The sequence below is a fragment of the Marichromatium sp. PS1 genome, from assembly GCF_041155115.1.
GTDB lineage: Bacteria > Pseudomonadota > Gammaproteobacteria > Chromatiales > Chromatiaceae > Marichromatium > Marichromatium gracile.
On record NZ_BAAFHB010000002.1, the window covers coordinates 612,074 to 631,707 of the forward strand.

18 protein-coding genes and 1 riboswitch are annotated in these 19,634 nt (G+C 69.9%); of the genes, 6 read left to right on the forward strand and 12 right to left on the reverse strand.

The genetic code is table 11. From position 1 onward, the window contains the following. Position 1 precedes the first annotated feature (1 nt). From glp to ACAM26_RS04055, 10 genes are all read right to left on the reverse strand, one after another. Positions 2 to 1,243, reverse strand: coding sequence for a gephyrin-like molybdotransferase Glp (gene glp / locus ACAM26_RS04010; RefSeq protein WP_369613158.1), 1,242 nt, complete (start codon positions 1,241 to 1,243; stop codon positions 2 to 4). A gap of 8 nt (positions 1,244 to 1,251) precedes the next feature. Next, the gene (gene moaB, locus ACAM26_RS04015; RefSeq protein ID WP_369613159.1) at positions 1,252 to 1,782 is read right to left on the reverse strand and encodes a molybdenum cofactor biosynthesis protein B; all 531 of its coding nucleotides are present in this window, start codon (positions 1,780 to 1,782) and stop codon (positions 1,252 to 1,254) included. A gap of 484 nt (positions 1,783 to 2,266) precedes the next feature. After that, on the reverse strand, positions 2,267 to 2,641 hold the full coding sequence (locus ACAM26_RS04020) for a diacylglycerol kinase (protein ID WP_123139237.1): 375 nt from the start codon (positions 2,639 to 2,641) through the stop codon (positions 2,267 to 2,269). Continuing rightward, on the reverse strand, positions 2,631 to 4,106 hold the full coding sequence (gene gcvPB, locus ACAM26_RS04025) for an aminomethyl-transferring glycine dehydrogenase subunit GcvPB (RefSeq protein ID WP_123142313.1): 1,476 nt from the start codon (positions 4,104 to 4,106) through the stop codon (positions 2,631 to 2,633). Before gcvPB ends, ACAM26_RS04020 begins: the two co-directional genes overlap by 11 nt. A 90-nt stretch (positions 4,107 to 4,196) precedes the next feature. After that, a complete protein-coding gene (tpx, locus tag ACAM26_RS04030; protein WP_369613160.1) occupies positions 4,197 to 4,694 on the reverse strand; it encodes a thiol peroxidase in 498 nt (165 codons plus the stop codon). Positions 4,695 to 4,735: 41 nt separating this feature from the next. Continuing rightward, a complete protein-coding gene (gene gcvPA, locus ACAM26_RS04035; RefSeq protein ID WP_369613161.1) occupies positions 4,736 to 6,106 on the reverse strand; it encodes an aminomethyl-transferring glycine dehydrogenase subunit GcvPA in 1,371 nt (456 codons plus the stop codon). Positions 6,107 to 6,215: 109 nt separating this feature from the next. Continuing rightward, entirely contained in the window at positions 6,216 to 6,608 is a 393-nt protein-coding gene (gcvH, locus tag ACAM26_RS04040) for a glycine cleavage system protein GcvH (protein WP_123139241.1), read from the reverse strand. An 87-nt stretch (positions 6,609 to 6,695) separates the two neighbouring features. After that, positions 6,696 to 7,790, reverse strand: coding sequence for a glycine cleavage system aminomethyltransferase GcvT (gene gcvT / locus ACAM26_RS04045; RefSeq protein WP_123142316.1), 1,095 nt, complete (start codon positions 7,788 to 7,790; stop codon positions 6,696 to 6,698). Between the two features lie 185 nt (positions 7,791 to 7,975). Further along, a riboswitch (glycine riboswitch) is annotated at positions 7,976 to 8,066 on the reverse strand. Positions 8,067 to 8,146: 80 nt separating this feature from the next. Beyond that, the gene (locus ACAM26_RS04050) at positions 8,147 to 8,689 is read right to left on the reverse strand and encodes a zinc ribbon-containing protein (RefSeq protein ID WP_005221914.1); all 543 of its coding nucleotides are present in this window, start codon (positions 8,687 to 8,689) and stop codon (positions 8,147 to 8,149) included. A gap of 173 nt (positions 8,690 to 8,862) precedes the next feature. Continuing rightward, a complete protein-coding gene (locus ACAM26_RS04055) occupies positions 8,863 to 9,852 on the reverse strand; it encodes an IS110 family transposase (protein WP_369612990.1) in 990 nt (329 codons plus the stop codon). Positions 9,853 to 10,337: 485 nt separating this feature from the next. Here ACAM26_RS04055 and leuS point away from each other — a divergent pair, with 485 nt between their 5' ends. From leuS to ACAM26_RS04075, 4 genes are all read left to right on the forward strand, one after another. Beyond that, positions 10,338 to 12,890, forward strand: coding sequence for a leucine--tRNA ligase (gene leuS / locus ACAM26_RS04060; RefSeq protein WP_132228135.1), 2,553 nt, complete (start codon positions 10,338 to 10,340; stop codon positions 12,888 to 12,890). Between the two features lie 71 nt (positions 12,891 to 12,961). After that, positions 12,962 to 13,474, forward strand: a complete 513-nt coding sequence (lptE, locus tag ACAM26_RS04065) for an LPS assembly lipoprotein LptE (protein ID WP_123139244.1) — start codon at positions 12,962 to 12,964, stop codon at positions 13,472 to 13,474. A gap of 76 nt (positions 13,475 to 13,550) precedes the next feature. Then, entirely contained in the window at positions 13,551 to 14,564 is a 1,014-nt protein-coding gene (gene holA, locus ACAM26_RS04070; protein WP_369613162.1) for a DNA polymerase III subunit delta, read from the forward strand. Positions 14,565 to 14,595: 31 nt separating this feature from the next. Next, a complete protein-coding gene (locus ACAM26_RS04075) occupies positions 14,596 to 15,870 on the forward strand; it encodes a glutamate-5-semialdehyde dehydrogenase (protein ID WP_132228131.1) in 1,275 nt (424 codons plus the stop codon). 84 nt (positions 15,871 to 15,954) lie between these two features. On the opposite strand, the gene ACAM26_RS04080 is transcribed toward ACAM26_RS04075, so the two are convergent. Next, on the reverse strand, positions 15,955 to 17,415 hold the full coding sequence (locus ACAM26_RS04080) for a hypothetical protein (protein ID WP_369613163.1): 1,461 nt from the start codon (positions 17,413 to 17,415) through the stop codon (positions 15,955 to 15,957). Positions 17,416 to 17,773: 358 nt separating this feature from the next. Between ACAM26_RS04080 and nadD the strand changes: the two genes are divergently transcribed. Further along, positions 17,774 to 18,430, forward strand: coding sequence for a nicotinate-nucleotide adenylyltransferase (gene nadD / locus ACAM26_RS04085; RefSeq protein WP_123139248.1), 657 nt, complete (start codon positions 17,774 to 17,776; stop codon positions 18,428 to 18,430). Between the two features lie 189 nt (positions 18,431 to 18,619). After that, complete coding sequence (rsfS, locus tag ACAM26_RS04090; RefSeq protein ID WP_005221898.1) at positions 18,620 to 18,976, forward strand: ribosome silencing factor; 357 nt, start codon at positions 18,620 to 18,622, stop codon at positions 18,974 to 18,976. A 67-nt stretch (positions 18,977 to 19,043) separates the two neighbouring features. Here rsfS and ACAM26_RS04095 read toward each other — a convergent pair whose 3' ends face one another. Continuing rightward, positions 19,044 to 19,457, reverse strand: coding sequence for a BLUF domain-containing protein (locus ACAM26_RS04095; RefSeq protein ID WP_123139249.1), 414 nt, complete (start codon positions 19,455 to 19,457; stop codon positions 19,044 to 19,046). Positions 19,458 to 19,634: the final 177 nt, after the last annotated feature.

The following is a 19,634-nucleotide window of genomic DNA, read 5'->3' on the forward strand; positions in this document are numbered from 1 at the left end:
CTCAGTGCAACAGCTCGGTGAAGGGGATGAACTCGACCGGGTCGCCCGGGGCGATCGCCACCCCGGGGGCGAGGTCGATCAGTCCGTCGGCCCACACCAGCGAGCGCAGCGAGGCCGAGGAGCGGCTGGCGAAGACCTCGACCCGGGGTTGTCCGCTGTCGTCCTCGACCAGCCGGGCGCGGTGGAACTCGCGACGCTTGTCCGGGCGCGGCCAGGCGAAGGCGGCGGGCAGGCGTCGCCGACGCGGCGCGAGGTCGCCGCCGACGCCCTGCATCCGCAGCACCAGCGGGCGCACCAGCAGCGCACAGGTGACGAACAGCGAGACCGGGTTGCCGGGGCTGCCGAAAAACGGGGTGTCGCCGATCCGCCCGAAGGCTACCGGCTTGCCCGGGCGGATCGCCACCTGGTGCAGCGCGAGCGTGCCGATGCGCTCGACGGCCGGGCGTACATGATCCTCCTCGCCGACCGAGACCCCGCCGCTGGCGATCACCAGGTCGGCCGCGTCGGCGCCGCGGGCGAGCGTCGCGCAGGTCGCCTCCAGGTCATCGGGAATGCGCCCGAGATCGATCACCTCACAGCCGAGCGCGGTGAGCATCGCCCCCAGGGTGAGACGGTTGGAGTCGTAGATCTGGCCGGGGCCGAGCGGGGCGCCGGGCGCGACCAGCTCGTCGCCGCTGGCGCAGATCGCCACCCGTAGCCGGGGCCGCACCATGAGTTCGGCCAACCCCAGACTGGCGGCGAGCCCGAGGTGCTGAGGGCCGAGCCGGGTGCCGGCGGCGATCACCTCGGTGCCGGCGGTGAAATCCTCGCCGGCGCGGCGGATGTTGCCGCCCGCCTTGCACTCGGGCGGGATGCGCACCCGCTCGCCGTCGCGCTCGCACTGCTCCTGCATCACCACGGTGTCGGCGCCCTCGGGCACCGGGGCGCCGGTGAAGATCCGCGCCGCGCTGCCCGGCGCGAGCGGCGCGCCGACCGTGCCGGCGGTGATGCGCTGGCCGATCGGCAGCCAGCCGTCTGCGGCGGCGGCGAGGTCGGCATGGCGCAGCGCATAGCCGTCCATCGCGCTGTGGTCCCAGTGCGGGACCGCCAGCGGGCTGCGCAGCGGTGCGGCGAGCACCCGACCGAGCGCGGCGGCGAGCGCCACCGGCTCGCTGGTGCTGGGTGTCGGCGCCTGTTCGAGCAGCCGCGCGAGCGCGGCGTCGAGTGACAGGGCGCGGGGAGAGGCGGGACAACTGGCGGACATCGCGGACCTCAACGTTCGTGGAGACGTGGCAGCAGCTGGGCGAAGTTGCAGGGGCGGGTGCGGCGATCGAGCTGGGGGGCGAGGATGCGCTCCCAGGCGGTGCGACAGGCCCCGGTCGAGCCCGGCAGGCAGAACAGGAAGGTGGCGTTGGCCAGCCCGGCGAAGGCGCGCGACTGCAGCGTGGAGGGGCCGATCTCGGCGAGCGAGTAGTGACGGAACAGCTCGCCGAAGCCCTCGATCTCCTTGTCGAGCAGTGGGCGCAGCGCCTCCGGGGTGCTGTCGCGGCCGGTCACCCCGGTGCCGCCGGTGCTGATCACGACATCGACGGTGGGGTCGGCGATCCACTGCGAGACCTGGGCGCGCAGTCGGTAGATGTCGTCGGCGACGACACAGCGCGTCACCACCTGGTGCCCGGCCGTGCGCGCGGCCTCCTCGAGCAGCGCCCCCGAGGTGTCGCTGGCGAGGTCGCGACTGTCGGAGACGGTCATCAGCGCGATGCGCAGTGGCAGGAACTCGGGCGATCCGGTCGTCTGGGACATGCGGCAAGACTCCCTGCGGGCTCAGTGATCCGAGACGGGCGTGTACACGCCACGCGTCGAACCATCATCGCCGCCCGCTGCGGGGCTGGCAAGGGGGGGGGCAGCTACCAGCCGCCAGCCGCCAGCTACCAGCCGTCAGCTACCAGCCGCCAGCCGCCGGGGCTGATGGCTGGGCGCTGGCGGCTGGATGCTGATTCGAACCGCAAAGACGCCAAGCGCGCGAAGCAAGGATGTTTCGGCTGGGTGGCCGCTTCAGGCAATCGAGCGTCGTTTGCGCCAGCCGTCAGCCGTCAGCCGCCAGTCGTCAGCCACCAGCCGCCAGTGAGGCGCGGCGGTCCGCTGCCGCTCATGGTCGCTACCCGCGGACGCCCGCTGGGGAGCGTCGCTTGAATCAGCCGCCAGCCGTCAGCTCCCAGCCACCGGTCTCGATGGCTGGCGGCTGGTATCTGGCCGCTGGCGGCTTAGGTCACTCTGGCCGCTGCGGTCAAAAGAGCTTGGGCACCAGCAGCAGGGCCCAGATCACCACGCACAGGGTGATGCTGGAGAACACCGCCGCCGAGGCGATGTCCTTGGCGCGTCCCGAGAGTTCGTGGCGCTCCGTGCCGATGCGGTCGACGTTGGCCTCGATCGCCGAGTTGAGCAGCTCGACGATCGGCACCACCAGCAGGCTGCCGACGAGCAGGGCGCGCTCGACCGGGGTCTCGCCGAGCCACAGCCCGAGCGGGACCAGCGGGATCAGCAGAAACAGCTCCTGGCGGAACGCCTCCTCCAGCTCGTAGCAGGCGCGGAAGCCCTTCATCGAGTAGCCGAAGGCGCGTACCACCCGGCGCCAGCCGAGGTTGCCGCCGTTATTGGCCATCGCCGCCCCCGTCGGCCTGCTGCGGGGTCCAGGCGAGGTCGAGTTGGCGCGCCGCGCGCACGTCGTCGAGACGGCGCCGCGGCATGGTGTAGGGCGCGCCCTTGAGCTTCTCCGGGTCCTCCTGGGCCTCGCGGCGGATCGCGATCATCGCCTCGACGAAGCCGTCGAGCGACTCCTGGGTCTCGGTCTCGGTCGGCTCGATCAGCAGGCACTCGGGCACCAGCAGCGGGAAGTAGGTGGTCGGGGCGTGGAAGCCGTAGTCGAGCAGCCGTTTGGCGAAGTCCATCGCGGTGACGCCGTACTCCTTGGCCTCGCGCTTGAGGGTGACGATGAACTCGTGGCTGGCGCGCCGCTCCGGGTAGGCCAGCTCGAAGCCCGCCTGCTGCAGCCGCGCCATCAGATAGTTGGCGTTGAGGGTGGCGAAGTCGGCCACCCGCGCCATGCCCTCGCGCCCGAGCATCCGCGCGTAGACATAGGCGCGCAGCAGGATGCCCATGTTGCCGCCGAAGGCGGTCATGCGACCGATGGTCTCGGGGCGGTCGGCCTCGGTCAGCCAGCGGTAGTCGTCGCCCTCGCGCTCGACCAGCGGCACCGGCAGATAGGGCGCGACCCGCGCCGAGACGCCCACCGGACCCGCGCCCGGACCACCGCCGCCGTGCGGGGTGGAGAAGGTCTTGTGCAGGTTCATGTGGATGACGTCGAAGCCCATGTCGCCCGGACGCACCTTACCGAGGATGGCGTTGAGGTTGGCGCCGTCGTAGTAGAGCAGGCCGCCGGCGTCGTGGACGATGCGGGCGATCTCCTCGATGTTGCGATCGAACACCCCGACGGTGCTCGGGTTGGTGAGCATGATGCCCGCCGTCTGCGGTCCCACCGCCGCGCGCAGCGCCTCGACGTCGACGTCGCCGTCGGGGCCGGTGGGGATCTCGCGCGCCTGGTAGCCGCACATCACCGCCGAGGCCGGGTTGGTGCCGTGGGCGGCATCGGGGATCAGCATCTCGGTACGGGCGTGATCGCCGCGCGCGAGGTGATAGGCGCGGATCATCGCCACCCCGGTCAGCTCGCCCTGGGCGCCGGCGGCGGGCGCCAGCGACACCGCGCTCATCCCGGTCACCGCCTTGAGGATCTCCTGCAGGTCGTGGAGACAGGCCAGCACCCCCTGACCGTGCTCGACCGGCGCCAGCGGGTGACGCTCGGCGAAGCCGGGCAGCGCGGCCAGGCTGTTGCACACCCGCGGGTTGTATTTCATGGTGCAGGAGCCGAGCGGGTAGAAGTGGGTGTCGATCGAGAAGTTCTGCTGCGACAGCCGGGTGTAGTGACGCACCACCTGCAGCTCGGAGACCTCGGGCAGCCGCGGACGCGCGCGGCGGCGCAGCGCCTGCGGGATGTCGCTCGGCTCTGGGGTGTGGCTCGGGGCCAGGACGTTGGCGCGGCGTCCGGGGCGGGATTGGTCGTGGATCAGCATGGCGATAGGGTCCGTCGGGTGGTGCGGCCCGCGCGGGCGGGCCCGGGAGCTGGGACCGCGCCGCGTCTCGGCGGCGCGGCACGGGTCGGTTCAGAGCGCGGCGAGGGCGGCCGCGTAGTCGGGTTCCTCGGTGATCTCGGGGACCAGCTGGCAATGAACCACCCGGTCCGCGGCGTCGAGCACCACCACTGCGCGGGCACAGATCCCGGCCAGCGGACCGTCGGCGATCAGCACCCCGTAGTCGCGCGCGAACGCCTGCGAGCGCATCAGCGACAGCGGGATCACGTTGTCGATGCCCTCGGCGCCGCAGAAGCGGCCCATGGCGAACGGCAGGTCGGCCGAGATCACCAGCGCCACGGCGTCGTCACGCTCGGCCATGGCGGCGTTGAAGCGCTGGGTGGAGAGCGCGCACACCGGGGTGTCGAGGCTGGGGACGATGTTGAGCAGCTTCTTCTTCCCGGCGAAGTCGGCCAGGGTGCGATCGTTGAGGTCCTTGTCGACCAGGGTGAAGTCGGGGGCCTGCTGCCCGACGGCGGGCAGGGTGCCGGTGAGGGTGACGGGCGAGCCTTGCAGTGCGGTCTGTGCCATGGGTGATGTCTCCGCTGCGGTTGGAAGCCGTGGCCGGGCGTTCAGCCGGCCTCGAGGATCTCGGCGAGGGCGCTGGCGTAGCGACGCATCTCTTCCTCGCTGCGCTGCTCGGTGGCGCACACCAGCAGCGCGTCGTCGAGTTCGGGATAGTCGGCGCCGAGGGCGAAGCCGCCGAGCAGGTCGGCCTCGGCGGCGAGCCGTCCGAGCACCTCGCGCGGCGCGCGCGGCAGGCGCAGCGCCTGTTCGTGGAAGATTGCGCCGGTGAACGCCGGCTCGACCCCGGGGAGGGCGCAGAGCCGCTCGACAAGCCCCAGGGTGTTGGCGTGACAGGCACGCGCGACCTGCTCCAGCCCCTCGGCGCCGAGCAGCGCCAGGTGGATGGTCGCGGCGGTCACCATCAGCCCCTGGTTGGTGCAGATGTTGGAGGTCGCCTTGCTGCGGCGGATGTGTTGCTCGCGCGCCTGCAGGGTGAGGGTGAAACCGGGCTTGCCGTCGGCATCGAGGGTGCGCCCGACGATCCGTCCCGGCAGCTGGCGCACCAGCGCCTGCTTGCAGCAGAGGAAGCCGGCGTAGGGACCGCCCGAGGACAGCGGCATGCCGAACGGCTGGGCCTCGCCGCAGGCGATGTCGGCGCCCGCAGCGCCCCACTCGCCGGGGGGGGTGAGCAGCGCCAGGGCCAGCGGGTTGACCACCGCCACGGCCAGGGCGCCCTGCTCGTGGGCCCAGTCGGTGAGGGCGTCGACCGTCTCGAGCACGCCGAAGAAGTTGGGCTGGTTGATCACCACCGCCGCCACGCCCTGGTCGCCGGCGAGCGCGGTGCAGCGCTCCACCGGGGTCTGGCCGCCGGCGGCGTCGAAGTCGACCTCGACGAGCTCCAGCCCCTGCGGCTCGACGATGGTGCGTACCGTGCTCCGGTACAGCGGGTGCAGCGCGCGCGGGATCAGCACGCGCCTGGACTTGCAGCGACGGTTGGCGCGCACCGCCATCAGCAGCGCCTCGGCGAGCGCGGTGGCGCCGTCGTAGAGCGAGGTGTTGGAGGCGTCCAGCGCGGTGAGCGCGGTCATCATCGACTGGAATTCGTAGAGCACCTGCAGCGTGCCCTGGCTGGCCTCGGCCTGGTAGGGGGTGTAGGCGCTGTAGTACTCGCCACGGGTGGCGATCTGCCACACCGCCGCCGGGATGTAGTGATCATAGGCGCCGGCGCCGATGAAGCAGGCCGGCTGCTCGTCGGTCTGGGCGCGCAGGCGCATCAGCCGGGTGATCTCCTGCTCCGAGAGCGCGGGCGGGATCTCGGCGCGCTCGCCGCTGCGCAGCGCCGCGGGGATCTCGTCGAACAGCGACTCGATCGAGGGGGCCCCGATGGCCTGGAGCATCGCGGCGACGTCGTCGTCGGTGTGGGGGATGAAGGGCATGATCTGGATTCCGGGGCCCGCGGCGCGGGCGCGTCTGCCTTGAACGGGACCAGCGCGCGCCGCGCGCGCCGGGCGAGGTGCCGGCCCCGATCGGGGCCGGTGGCTGGGCTCAGTCCTCTTCCTCGAGCACCTTGGCGTAGGCCGCGGCGTCGAGCAGGGCGTCGAGCGCAGCGGCGTCGCTCGGCGCGAGACGGAAGATCCAGCCCTCGGCGTGCGCGCTGGCGTTGATCAGCTCGGGGGCGTCGCCGAGCGCCTCGTTGGCCTCGACCACCTCGCCGGCGAGCGGGGCGTAGATGTCGGAGGCGGCCTTCACCGACTCGACCACGGCGCAGGCCTCTGCGGCGGCGACCTGGCGTCCGACCTCGGGGGTCTCGACGAAGACGATGTCGCCGAGCGCCTCCTGGGCGTGATCGGTGATGCCGACGGTGACGGTGCCGTCGCCGTTGTCGCGCACCCACTCGTGGCTCTTGGTGTATTTCAGATCGGCGGGGATGTCGCTCATTGGGGGTTCTCCGTTGCGGTCTGCACGCAGACGCTCGATGTCATGGCTGCCGGGAGAGACCCGGCAGGTTCGGATAGGGGTCGGGGTTCAGGCGAGGTCGATCAATGCCTTGCCGTGACGCGCGAAGGGCGGTTTGACCACGCGCGCGGGGACGGCCTTGTCGCGGATCAGCACCGCGCAGCGCTCGCCGATCGTCGGGGCGACGCGCGCCAGCGCGATCGAGCCGCCGAGGGTGGGGGCGAAGCCGCCGGAGGTGATCTCACCGGCGACCTCGCCGTCGATCAGCACCTGCTGGTGGCCGCGCAGCACGCCGCGCCCCTCCAGCACCAGACCGACGAAGCGGCGCAGTCCGCCGCGCTCGCGCTGCGCGCTGAGCGCGGCGCGACCGATGAAATCGCGCTCGGTCGGCTCCCAGGCGACGGTCCAGCCGAGCCCGGCCTCGAGCGGGCCGGTCTCCTCGTCCATGTCCTGACCGTAGAGGTTCATCCCCGCCTCGAGACGCAGGGTGTCGCGCGCGCCCAGGCCGCAGGGCTGTACCCCGGCCTGCTCCAGCGCCTGCCACAGCGTGGCGGCCTCGGTGGCCGGGAGCATGATCTCGAAGCCGTCCTCGCCGGTATAGCCGGTGCGCCCGACGAACCAGTCCTCGTGTTCGGTGGCGAAGAAGGGGGCGAGCGCCTGTGCCTGCTCGGCCAGCGGCGCGGCGAGCAGCGGGAGGGTCTTGGTGCGGGCCTCGGGGCCCTGCACGGCGATCATCGCCAGGTCCTCGCGCGGCCGGATGTCGACCGCGAAGCCGGCGCGTTGTTGCGCCATCCAGTCGAGGTCCTTGGCGGCGGTGGCGGCGTTGACCACCAGGCGATAGCGCTCGGGGCCGCGCAGATAGACGATGAGATCGTCGATCACCCCGCCCTCGGGGTTGAGCATGCAGCTGTAGAGGGCCTTGCCGGGCTGGGTGAGACGGGCGACGTCATTGGCGAGCAGGTGGCGGAGGAAGTCGCGCGCCTGTACACCCTCGATGTCGACCGGACGCATGTGGGAGACGTCGAACATGCCCGCGGCGCGGCGCACCGCGTGGTGCTCCTCGAGCTGGGAGCCGTAGTGCAGCGGCATGTCCCAGCCGCCGAAGGGGACGATGCGCGCGCCCAGACGCACGTGCTCTGCAAACAGGGGGGTACGTGATCCCATTCGACTCTCCGCTAGACTGTTCGGGGTGCCGCGCGCGCGGCCATGATAACGACGCCGCGGGTCAGTTCGACCCACGGCATCGCCCCTCTGTCTTAGACCTGAGAGTTTGCTGACGGTGACCGGGTGGTTCCGCCGCTGCCCCGTCGGTGGGCCGCGCCTGTGGCGGCCACTCTCCAGAGTCGGTCCTCGTTCCCGCAGTCCTTTTGCCTGAGCGATTCCGGGCGATGTTGCGCCTTCGGCGCCGGCGAAGCTGCCGGTCTCTCCCGCGGGACATGACACGAGCGGCCACTATAAGCGCGCCCCCGGTCGATTTCCAGCCCCGCGCGCGGGCTCGCACCCGCGCGCGCCTTGGTGGTTCAGCCCTGCTGGTCCTCGCGTCCGACCGGGTTGCGGCGGAAGCTGGTGGCGCCGCACTCGGCGCAGGGCGGGATGCGACCGGCCTTGACGAAGTGGGTCTCGGCGCCGCACTTGTCGCACACCAGGGTGCCGGGGCCGGTGATCTCGCCGGCCTGGTAGAGGCTCATCCGGCGCGCCGTCTCGGCGATCTGGGCGAGCTGCAGCCGGGTCTGGTCGGCGACCTGGCTGAAGGCCTCGAACAGCCGTCGCTCCATCAGCTCCAGATCGAAGCGCCACCAGTCGCGGATGTCCTGGCCGGTCTCGGCGACGAAGCCGGCGGCGTCCTCGATGTCGCGACGGATGTAGTCGGCGACGCGCTGCGCCTCCTCGCGGCTGAGTTCGCCGAGTTCGACCAGGTTGTCGCGGGTCTTGTCGAGCACCTCGCGCAACCGCGGTGCCGTCTCGTTCTGCGCCTGCTCGATCGCCTCGTGGGCGTCCTCGAGCATGCGCTCGTAGGCGCGCACCAGCCGGTCGTCCTTCGGGTTCCTGTCTTGATCGCTCATGATCTGTCTCTCCAGTGGTCCACCGGACCATCTTGGGCCGGCATCGGCCCGGGGCGAAGACAGCGGGCATCGGGCGACACCCGGTGTGGATCGCGTCGACTCCAGCATAGCAAAAGGGCGCTAGCGGGACTCGGCGGGCGGGATCTTGAACCGCAAAGATACCGTCTTTCCCGTCAAGCCGCGGAAGCGTAATCGGGCTGGTAGGGACGACGGTTCTTGAACACGCCGAAGCAGATGTGGGCGAGTTTCCGCATGGCGGCGCCGAGGGCGACCATCTTGGGCTTGCCGCGCGCCAGGAGGCGTTCGTAGAGGTCCTTGACGTGAGGGTTGTAGCGAATGGCGGTGACGGCGGCCATGTAGAGGGTGGCGCGTGCATGCGCAGGCCCGGCCTTGGAGAGTCTGGCGCGCCCCTGCACGGAGGTGCCCGACTGTCGCTCGACGGGCACGAGCCCGAGGTAGGCGGCGAACTGTTGGGCCGAGGTGAAGGGACGGCTTTGCAGCAGCGCCACGAAGCGCTGAGCGACCTTGAGGCCGACGGCGGGGATCGAGGTGAGGAGGTCGACGTCCTCGCGTAGCTGAGGATGGCCGTCGAGGTGGTCGTCGATCTGTTGCTGGAGCTTGGCGAGGGCAGCCTCGAGGAAGGCGATGCTCTCGCGCACCGAGTCGCGCACCAGCGCCGGGGTGTGGGTCGCCTCGACCTTCTCCAGGCGGTTGCGCTCGCGGCGCAGGTCCTCGATGAGGGCGCGCTGACGGGCCAGCAGCGCCCGCAGGAAGCGCACCTCGGGCGAGGGCGGCGTCCAGGGCGCGGGCTTGAGGAGCGCGCCGAAGCGCGCCAGCACCTTGGCATCGACCGCGTCGGTCTTGGTGCGCACCGCCAGACCGCGAGCGAAGTCCCGGGCCTGGGCCGGGTTGACGATCGAGACCGTCAGGCCACGCCCGTGGAGCAGCTCGGCGGCCGTCTCGTGGTAAGGGCCGGTGGCCTCCAACACCACATGGACCGCCTCCGGCCTCGCCCCCTGACGCCCCAGCCAGTCGATCAGCGCCTCCACCCCCGCGGCGGTATTGGGCACCGTCTTGGTCTTGAGCTTAACCCGCTCCTGCTCGCTCAGCTCCAGCGCGGTGTGCAGCTTCGCCTTCGAGACATCGATTCCGAGAGACATCATCGTCGTCCACTCCTTGATCCTGGGCCAGTCCTCATACCCACTCGCCTTGTCCATGCAGGGTTCGCCCCTTGGATACCGTTCAGTGTCGAGACTGGCATGAGAAGAGAGATCGAGGGCTGAATCTTTGCGGCAAGGTCCAGGCCTTCAGTCGCAATCGAGCTGCCTCAATCTCGCGCGGTGGGAGCTAACCACCACGGGGTGGCAAGATACAAGGCGCCAAGAGCGCGAAGATGAAGAAAGGCTTCCAGCTGCCAGCCTCCAGTGAGGGGGGCTGGCTTGTCTCGTCGCGTCGCGGTTGACCGCACACCGATACTGGAGGCTGTTCGCTGAAGGCTGTCGCTCTCTTCGCGTCCTTTGGGTCTTTGCGGTTCAATCTCTCGATCGCCGGCCACCGACGGCTGCCTCCCCCCGGTCGCCGTGCATCGTCGAGCTGGGTTATGCTTTCGTCATCATTCCAACCCCAGTTGTCACAAGACCGAAGACCCATGCAGACCGATTACGATCCGTGCGCCGTCGAGGCCGCGGCCCAGCGCTATTGGGAAGAGCACCAGTCCTTCAAGGCCGTCGAGGACAGCTCGCGCGAGAAGTTCTACTGCCTGTCCATGTTCCCCTATCCCTCGGGGCGGCTGCACATGGGGCACGTGCGCAACTACACCATCGGCGACGTGATCGCGCGCTACCAGCGCATGCTCGGCAAGAACGTGCTCCAGCCGATGGGCTGGGACGCCTTCGGCCTGCCGGCGGAGAACGCCGCGATCACCCACGGCATCCCGCCGTCGCAGTGGACGCGCTCGAACATCGCCTACATGAAGGACCAGCTCAAGAAGCTCGGTTTCGGCTACGACTGGGACCGTGAGCTGGCCACCTGCGACCCCGACTACTACCGCTGGGAGCAGTGGCTGTTCACCCGGCTGATCGACAAGGGGCTGGCCTATCGCGCCAAGGCGATGGTCAACTGGGACCCGATCGACCAGACCGTGCTCGCCAACGAGCAGGTGATCGACGGGCGCGGCTGGCGCTCCGGCGCGCCGATCGAGAAGCGCGAGATCACCCAGTGGTGCGTGCGCATCACCGACTACGCCCAGGAGCTGCTCGACGCGCTCGACGGTCTCGACGGCTGGCCGGAGCGGGTGCGCACCATGCAGCGCAACTGGATCGGGCGCTCCGAGGGTGTGCACATGACCTTCGGTGTGGCCGACAGCGACGAGACGCTGGGCATCTACACCACCCGCCCCGACACCGTGATGGGCGTGACCTATGTCGCCGTCGCCGCCGAGCACCCGCTGGCGCGTCGCGCCGCCGAGACCGATCCGGCGCTCGCCGCCTTCATCGAGGAATGTCGCCAGGGCGGGATCTCCGAGGCCGAGATCGAGACCATGGAGAAGAAGGGATATCCCCTCGGCATCGACGCCATCCATCCGATCACCGGCGAGCCGGTGCCGATCTACGCCGCCAACTTCGTGCTCATCGGCTACGGCACCGGCGCGGTGATGGCCGTCCCCGCGCACGATCAGCGCGACTGGGAGTTCGCCGAGCGTTACGGCATCGCCAAGCGCGCGGTGATCCGCCCGGCCGATGCCGAGAGCTGCGACATCAGCGCCGCGGCCTTCACCGACAAGGGCGTGCTGTTCAACTCCGGCGCGTTCGACGGACTGACCTCCGAGCAGGCCTTCGACGCCATCGCCACCTGGCTCAGCGAGCAGGGCAAGGGCGAGCGCACCGTCAACTTCCGTCTGCGCGACTGGGGCGTGTCGCGCCAGCGCTACTGGGGCTGTCCGCTGCCGGTGGTCAACGGCGCCGACGGCGAGGCGCGTCCCGAGACCGAGCTGCCGGTGCGTCTGCCCGAGGACGTGGTGGTCGACGGCTCGGGCTCGCCGCTCAAGCGCATGCCCGAGTTCTCCGAGCTCGGCAACGGCGAGACCCGCGAGACCGACACCTTCGATACCTTCTTCGAGTCGAGCTGGTACTACGCCCGTTACTGCTCGCCGGACTGCGACACCGCCATGCTCGACGAGCGCGCCAAGTACTGGCTGCCGGTCGATCAGTACATCGGCGGCATCGAGCACGCGGTGCTGCACCTGCTCTATGCCCGCTTCTTCCACAAGCTGATGCGCGACGAGGGCCTGGTCGACTGCGACGAGCCCTTCACCAAGCTGCTCACCCAGGGCATGGTGGTGGCCGAGACCTGGTATCGCGAGGACGCCGACGGGCGCAAGCAGTGGTTCAATCCCGCCGAGGTCGTGCCGGTGCGCGACGACAAGGGTCGGGTGATCTCGGCGGTGCTCGAGGCCGACGGCGAGCCGGTCATCTATGGCGGCATCGAGAAGATGTCGAAGTCGAAGAACAACGGCGTCGATCCGCAGAGCCTGACCGAGCGCTACGGCGCCGACACGGTGCGGCTCTACACCATGTTCACCTCGCCGCCGGACCAGTCGCTGGAGTGGAACGACGAGGGCGTCGAGGGCGCCTTCCGCTTCATCAAGCGGCTGTGGACCCTGGGCACCGGCGAGGCCGAGACGATCCGCGCCGGCGCTGCGCCGGCCGACCTCGACGAGGCGGCCAAGGCCGCGCGTCTGGAGATCCACGGCGCACTCAAGAAGGCCCTGTTCGACTATCAGCGCAACCAGTTCAACACCGTGGTGTCGGGCTGCATGAGCATGGTCAACACCCTCTACCGGCTGGAGTCGGCGGCGCGGGCGCAGGTGCTGCGCGAGGGCGTGAGCATCGTGCTGCGGCTACTCGGCCCGATCGCGCCGCACGTCACCCATCATCTGTGGCGCGAACTCGGCTTCGGCGACGACATCCTCGCCGCCCCCTGGCCCGAGGTCGACGAGTCGGCGCTGGTGCAGGACAGCATCGAGTACGTGGTGCAGGTCAACGGCAAGGTGCGCGCCAAGATCAAGGTCGCGGCCGACGCCGACAAGGCGACGATCGAGGCCGCGGCGCTGGCCGACGAGCACGCGCGCAAGTTCATCGGCGACAAGACCATCCGCAAGGTGATCGTGGTACCGAAGAAGCTGGTCAACATCGTCGCCTGAGGCGTGGCCCTCGCCGGGGCCGGGTTCCGGCGAGGGCCGGCGCGATAGAGGAGAGACGGAGTGAGCAACGAATGAGTCGATCGATGCCCGGTGGCCGGGGTCCATGGATGGTGCTGCTGACGGCGGTGCTGCTGGCGCTCGCCGGCTGTGGCTTCCAGTTGCGCGGCAGCGTCGAGATCCCGCCGACGCTCAACCCGCTCTATATCCAGGCCGATGCCGGTTCGCCGGTGCGGCGCGCCCTGCTCGATCTGCTCGCGGGCAGCGACGTCGAGGTGACCCGCAACGCCACCGAGGCGCGGATGGTGCTGCGCATCCTTGCCGAGACCAGCTCCTCGCGGGTCGCCGCGGTCGATATCAACGGCAAGACCCTGGCCTACGAGCTGCACTACATGGTGCAGTTCGACGCCCTCGGCGAGGCCGGGGTGCAGCTGGTCGCGCCGCAGGGTCTGGATCTGGTGCGCACCTTCGACAACCCCGATGTCGAGGTCCTCGGCAAGCGGCTCGAGCAGGACCTGATCTTTGAGGACTTCGCCATCGAGGCCGCCGATCGTATCCTCACCCGGTTGCGGGTGGCGCTGCGCTGATCTCGCGTGACCTCCGCCGCGCGCCGTGCCCCGAGCCGGTGCGCGGTCTCCCCTTGTCCCGGACCCCTGGTAAATCATGCGTCTGCGTTTCAATCAACTCCAGGCCCAGCTCGCGCGCGGACTCGCGCCGGTCTATCTGCTCTGCGGCGAGGAGCCCTTCCAGCTCGACGAGGCCGCGCGGCTGATCCGTGCCGCGGCGCGCAAGGCCGGGTTCGCCGAGCGCGAGGTGCTCGACCAGGACGGCGGCTTCGACTGGAACGCGCTCGGCGCGGCGGCCGATGCGCTGTCGCTGTTCTCCACCCGCAAGCTCATCGAGCTGCGTCTGGGTGGCGCGCGCATCGGCAAGGAGGGCGGCGCGGCGGTGCGTGAGTACTGCGCCCGCCCCTGTGCCGACAACCTGTTGCTGATCCTCGCCCCCGGGCTCGAGCGCAAGGAGCTGAAGGCGCGCTGGGTCGGTGCGGTCGAGGAATGCGGTGCGGTGCTGCAGGTCTGGCCGCTGAAGGGGCGCGAGCTGGAGCAGTGGGTCGAGCAGCGGTTGCGCGCGGCCGGTTTCGCACCCGCGAGCGGCGTTGCCGCGCTGCTTGCCGAGCGCGCCGAGGGTAACCTGCTGGCCGCCTCCCAGGAGATCGAGAAGCTGCGCCTGCTCGGCGAGCCGGGCCCGCTCGGGCTCGACGACCTGCTCGGCACCCTTGCCGACAGCGCCCGTTTCGACCTCTTCGCCCTCACCGACGCCGCGCTCGCCGGCGATCGCGCCCGGGTGCAGCGGATCATCGCGGTGCTGCGCGCCGAGGGCAGCGCCGAGAGCCTGGTGCTGTGGGTACTGGCGCGTGAGCTGCGGATGCTCGCCGAGGCCGCCGAGGCCGTCGCCCGGCACCAGTCGCCGGCGACGGTGCTGGCCGCCCACCGGGTGCCCAGGCCGCGGGTGCCGGTGGTCGAGCGCGCGTTGCGCGGACGCTCGTCGGGTCAGCTCCACGGTCTGTTGCGGCGCTGCGCCGAGGCCGATCTGGCGATCAAGGGGCTTGCTCCGGGCGATCCCTGGCAGCGGCTGGCCGCGATCGCCGACGATCTCGCCCGGGGCGACGCGCACTGAACGCCTTTTCCATCCATCGAAGGTCATCGACATGAGCGAATCCAGCATCCACGACATCGACGCCTACATGAGTGATCTCGGCGTGCGCGCCCGCGCCGCCGCCCGTGCCCTGGCGCGTGCCACCACCGCCGAGAAGAACCGCGCCCTGCTCGCCATCGCTGCGCGGCTCGATGCCGCGCGCGACCAGCTCGCCGCGGCCAACCGTCGCGACCTCGAGGCCGGTGCCGCCAAGGGGCTCGATGCCGCGCTGCTCGATCGGCTCGAACTGACCCCGGCGCGGATCGACGCGATGATCGAGGGGCTGCGCCAGATCGCCGCGCTGCCCGACCCGGTCGGCGCCATCAGCGACCTCGACTATCGTCCCTCCGGCATCCAGGTCGGGCGCATGCGGGTGCCGCTCGGCGTGGTCGGGATCATCTACGAGTCGCGTCCAAACGTCACCGCCGACGCCGCCGCGCTCTGTCTCAAGTCGGGCAACGCCACGGTGTTGCGCGGCGGCTCCGAGGCCTTCGCCTCCAACCAGGCGATCGCCGGCTGCATCCACGCCGGGCTGGAGGAGGCCGGGCTGCCGGCCGACGCGGTGCAGGTGATCGCCACCACCGACCGCGCCGCGGTCGGGGCGATGATCACCATGCCCGAGTCGATCGACGTCATCATCCCGCGCGGTGGCCGCGGGCTGATCGAGCGCATCAGCCGCGAGGCGCGGGTGCCGGTGATCAAGCACCTCGACGGCATCTGTCACGTCTACATCGACGCCCACGCCGATCTCGACAAGGCCTTCGCCATCGCGCTCAACGCCAAGACCCAGCGTTACGGCACCTGCAACACCATGGAGACCCTGCTGGTCGACGCCGCCGTCGCCGGGCAGATCCTGCCGCGCCTGGGCGCGGCCTTCGCCGAGCACGGGGTGGAGCTGCGCGGTTGCGCGCGCACCCGCGAGCAGCTGCCCGCGGCGCTGCCCGCCAGCGAGGCCGACTGGGATACCGAATATCTGGCGCCGATCCTCTCGATCCGGGTGGTCGACGGTCTCGACGCGGCGATGGACCACATCGCCCGGCACAGCTCGGCGCACACCGAGTCGATCGTCACCGAGGACTACGCCCGCGCGCGTCGCTTCCTTCGCGAGGTCGACTCCAGCTCGGTGATGGTCAACGCCTCGACCCGCTTCGCCGACGGTTTCGAGTACGGGCTCGGCGCCGAGATCGGTATCAGCACCGACAAGTTCCACGCCCGTGGCCCGGTCGGGCTGGAGGGCCTGACCTCGCTCAAGTTCGTGGTGCTCGGCGACGGCCAGGTGCGCGGCTGAACGGCGCGACCGGGCGATCGATCGGCTGAGCGGACACGACGAGGCCGCCCCGGTGGACCGGGGCGGCCTCGTGTCGTCAGGGCCTCAGTTGTAGGGGTTGGCCCGGTTGATGAAGTCCTGATAGGCGTCGGTGTTGATGGTGCTCGGCGGCAGCTGGGTGGCGAACCAGGTGAAGTTGTAGGGGCTGGTGTAGGCCCCTTCGGGGACCTCGACCACGCCGCCGAAGACCGAGCAGCCGCAGAGTGCGGTGGTCTTGTAATAGGCGATGTCCGGCGCCGTGCCGAAGACGTTGCAGCCGGTCTCGATACCGGGGATACACTCGTCGACCGTCTCGTTGCGACAACTCAGGCCAGTGCTGCAGCTTGCGCTGTCGACCGGGACGTAGCAGCTGTTGCCGTTGCTCGGGTCACAGGGACCACAGCTTGCGCCAAAGCCACCGGCGGCGGCGCCGGAAACCAGGTTGTAGGCGAGACAGGGGGCGGTGAACAGCCGCTTGTGACTGACCAGGATGAAGTAATAGCCGGGCTGGTCGAAGCCGAGCTGGAAGGTCTCGGGGTCGACGGTATCGCCGTCCGAGTTGGTGTTCTTGGTGTTGAACGACAGCAGTGGGACCACCGAGGTGCGCGGGACGCCAGCCTCGATCTGGCTGGCGGTGGCCATGTCGTAGACCTCCATCTGCCAGTCGCCGACGCCGCAGCCCTCGCGCTCGCAGAAGGTCACCGAGATCAGCTCGTTGCCCTGACTGTAATAGACGAACCAGTCGCTCTCGCCCTGGCCCCAGGTATAGCTGGCGTCCTCGTCGTCGCCGCCCGGCGGCAGCGCGGTGTTGAAGGTCAGGTTGACCACGCCGTACATGGTGACGCTGGTGGCCAGCGGATCGGAGATGCTCGGGGCGTCGTTGGGCTCGGTCTCGACGTCGTGGAAGCCGACCACATAGTTCGGGGTGTCGAGTCCCGAGTCCTGCAGCGAGACGGCGAGCTGGTAGGCGCTGTAGACCTTGGCGCTGTCGTAGGGCTGTACCACCACGTAGTAGCTGCCGACCAGCCCGAGGGTGGCGCGGTAGACGATGGTGTCGCCGGCGGTGCCGCCGGAGCCGGTCACTCCGGTGTCGAATTCGGCGAAGATGTTGCCGGCGGCATCGCGGATGGTCACCTTCCAGCCCGAGGGATCGGCCGATCCGGGGGTGGAGAAGTTGACGATGATGTTCTGGTTGGGACTGGTGGTCTGGGTGTAGTACCAGTCCTGGTCCTGCGGGCCGTAGCTCTGGCCCCAGAAATTGGCGTTGAGCTGGAGCGGGTCGGCGCTCACCAGGTTGTCGTTGGGCTCGGTCTCGCCGAAGCTCGGTGCGGGCAGGCAGGAGGAGAGGCTGATGCCGCAACTGCCGGGGTCCGAGTAGCAGGACGAGACGCCGGCCTCGAAGCCGCTGCCGTAGGCCTCGTCGCTCGCCGTGCCGCAGTTGTCCGGATAGCCGCCGAGTGAGTCGGCGACGACGTGCAACGGCGCCAGCAGGCCGAGTGCGAGCAGAAGGGAGTGGATGGCTTTCATGACATATGGTCTTCCTGGTGACACGGGTCGGGGAGGCGGCAGGCCGCCGGCTGCCGACATCCGGGTGGTCTCGATCCTCGGTGGAGTGTAGCCGAACGATCCTCGGCGGCAAAAGTCGTGCCTTGGCGTGCGCGCTCTGGCGGGGGGAAGATGGCGACAAAGGCCGCGCTTTCTGCTAGCGTTCGATCCATGTATCGATCACCCACCGATCTGGACAGGAGACCTTGCAACAGGCCCGTTTCGCCGCTCGCCATCGTCCGTCAGTGACCGTCCCGGTCCACGCGCGCGCCCCGCTCGGGGTCGGTCGCGTCCGCCCTCGAGTCATCGTCGTCGCCCTGGCGTCAGGACCGCGGCAGCGATGATCGGCGTCTTCGGTGGTACCTTCGATCCGGTCCACTTCGGCCATCTTCGACCCGCACTGGAGTGTCTGCAGGGACTGGATCTGGAGCAGCTGCGCTTCATCCCGCTCAAGGTTCCGGTGCATCGGCCCCAGCCCTGCGCCTCGCCGGCCGCCCGGTTGGCGATGCTGGAGGCGGCCATTGCCGACGAGCCGAGGTTCATGGTCGATGCGCGCGAGCTCGAGCGTCCCGGACGCTCCTACTCCTACGACACCCTGGCCTCGCTGCGCGCCGAGCTCGGCGCGCAGCGGCCGTTGTGTCTGCTGGTCGGCGCCGATGCCTTCGCCGCCTTCCTGCGCTGGCACCGGCCACAGGAGATCCTGGAGCTGGCGCACCTGGTGGTGATGCGTCGTCCCGGTCACCGGGCGCTGGTCGATCCCGAGCTGGAGGCGCTGTACGCGCGTCGCGGCAGCGACACGCGCGCCGAACTCGCGCGCGCGCCGGGTGGGCGCATCCTCTTCCAGGAGGTCACCCAGATCGATATCTCGGCGACCCGTATCCGGCGGTTGCTCGCCACCGGGCAGAGCCCGCGCTACCTGCTGCCCGAGCCGGTGCGCGCCTATATCGCGCGCACCGGCGTCTATGACGGTTGCGGCATGGGCGAGCTGCCCGCCTGAGTCAGTCTTTTTCCGCGGGATGGGGCGTTCCCCGTCCGACAAGGCCGTGCCAGGGATGGCGCGGCGCCGGCGATCACGCTTGCAACGTCGTCGACCGGCCAGGGCCAGGAGGGCAGGCGTCGCGATGATCGCGACCTGTCGTGACCGGTGCACAGGCACCCCAAACATTCTCAAAGCAGAGGAGATCGCATGCAGCTCGAGCAACTTCGGGAACTGGTCGTGGAGACCCTGAACGACATGAAGGCCAATGACATCGAGGTCATCGACGTGCGCGGCAAGACCGCCGTCACCGACTTCATGATCATCGCCTCCGGCACATCGGATCGTCACGTCAAGGCGATCGCCGAGACCGTTGCCTTCCGCGCCAAGGACGCCGGCGAGGCGCCGCTCGGCACCGAGGGCGTGGCCGAGGGCGAGTGGGCCCTGGTCGACCTCAACGGCATCGTGCTCCACGTCATGCTGCCAAAGGTCCGCGACTTCTACAGCCTCGAGCGGCTGTGGTCGGCCCCCGCCGTGGTTCCCCAGACCGCCGCCCAGCACTCCTGAGCGGGCGCGGTCGTGTGCGTTCCCCGTCTCCCCGCCCGTGCCCGACGCATGGGCGGGGGCTGAGGCCTCAGCCGCGCAGCTGTTCGAGGAACTTGCGCATCAGCACCACCAGCTCGTCGGCCTCGGCGCGCCTCTCCCACATCGCCAGCAGCTGCTTGCGCCTGGCCTCCATCACCTCCGGCGGGTTGGACAGATAGCCCATCGACCACCCCTGGAACATCCGCTGCTTGATCGGGGCGACGCCGATCAGCACGCTGTCGTAGTGACGACGATCGTCGAGGATACGGCCATAGAGCCGGAACACCGCCTCCTGCGGTCCTTCCAGCACCTGGATGAAGTGGCCGCCACCGGCGCAGAGGATGCCGGAGATCCTCTGCTCCTTGTTGTGCCGATTCGACTGTTCGAGGATCTGTTTGAGTTCGGCCTCGCCGACCCCCTGGCTGGTGCGGCTGACATAGAGGATGCGTGAGAGATGCTCCATCGTGCCTGTCCTTGAGGGCTAGGTGCCCTGCGATCTGTGCGGATGACCATCATGGGCGATGCCCATGGTTATGGCATGGGTTGGGGCGATGCGGGGTGCTGCCAAGCGGGCTGGCGGAACGATGGGAGGCGTCGTGCCGGCCCCCGGGCGCGTCGATCGATGACCGCGCCCGGGGTG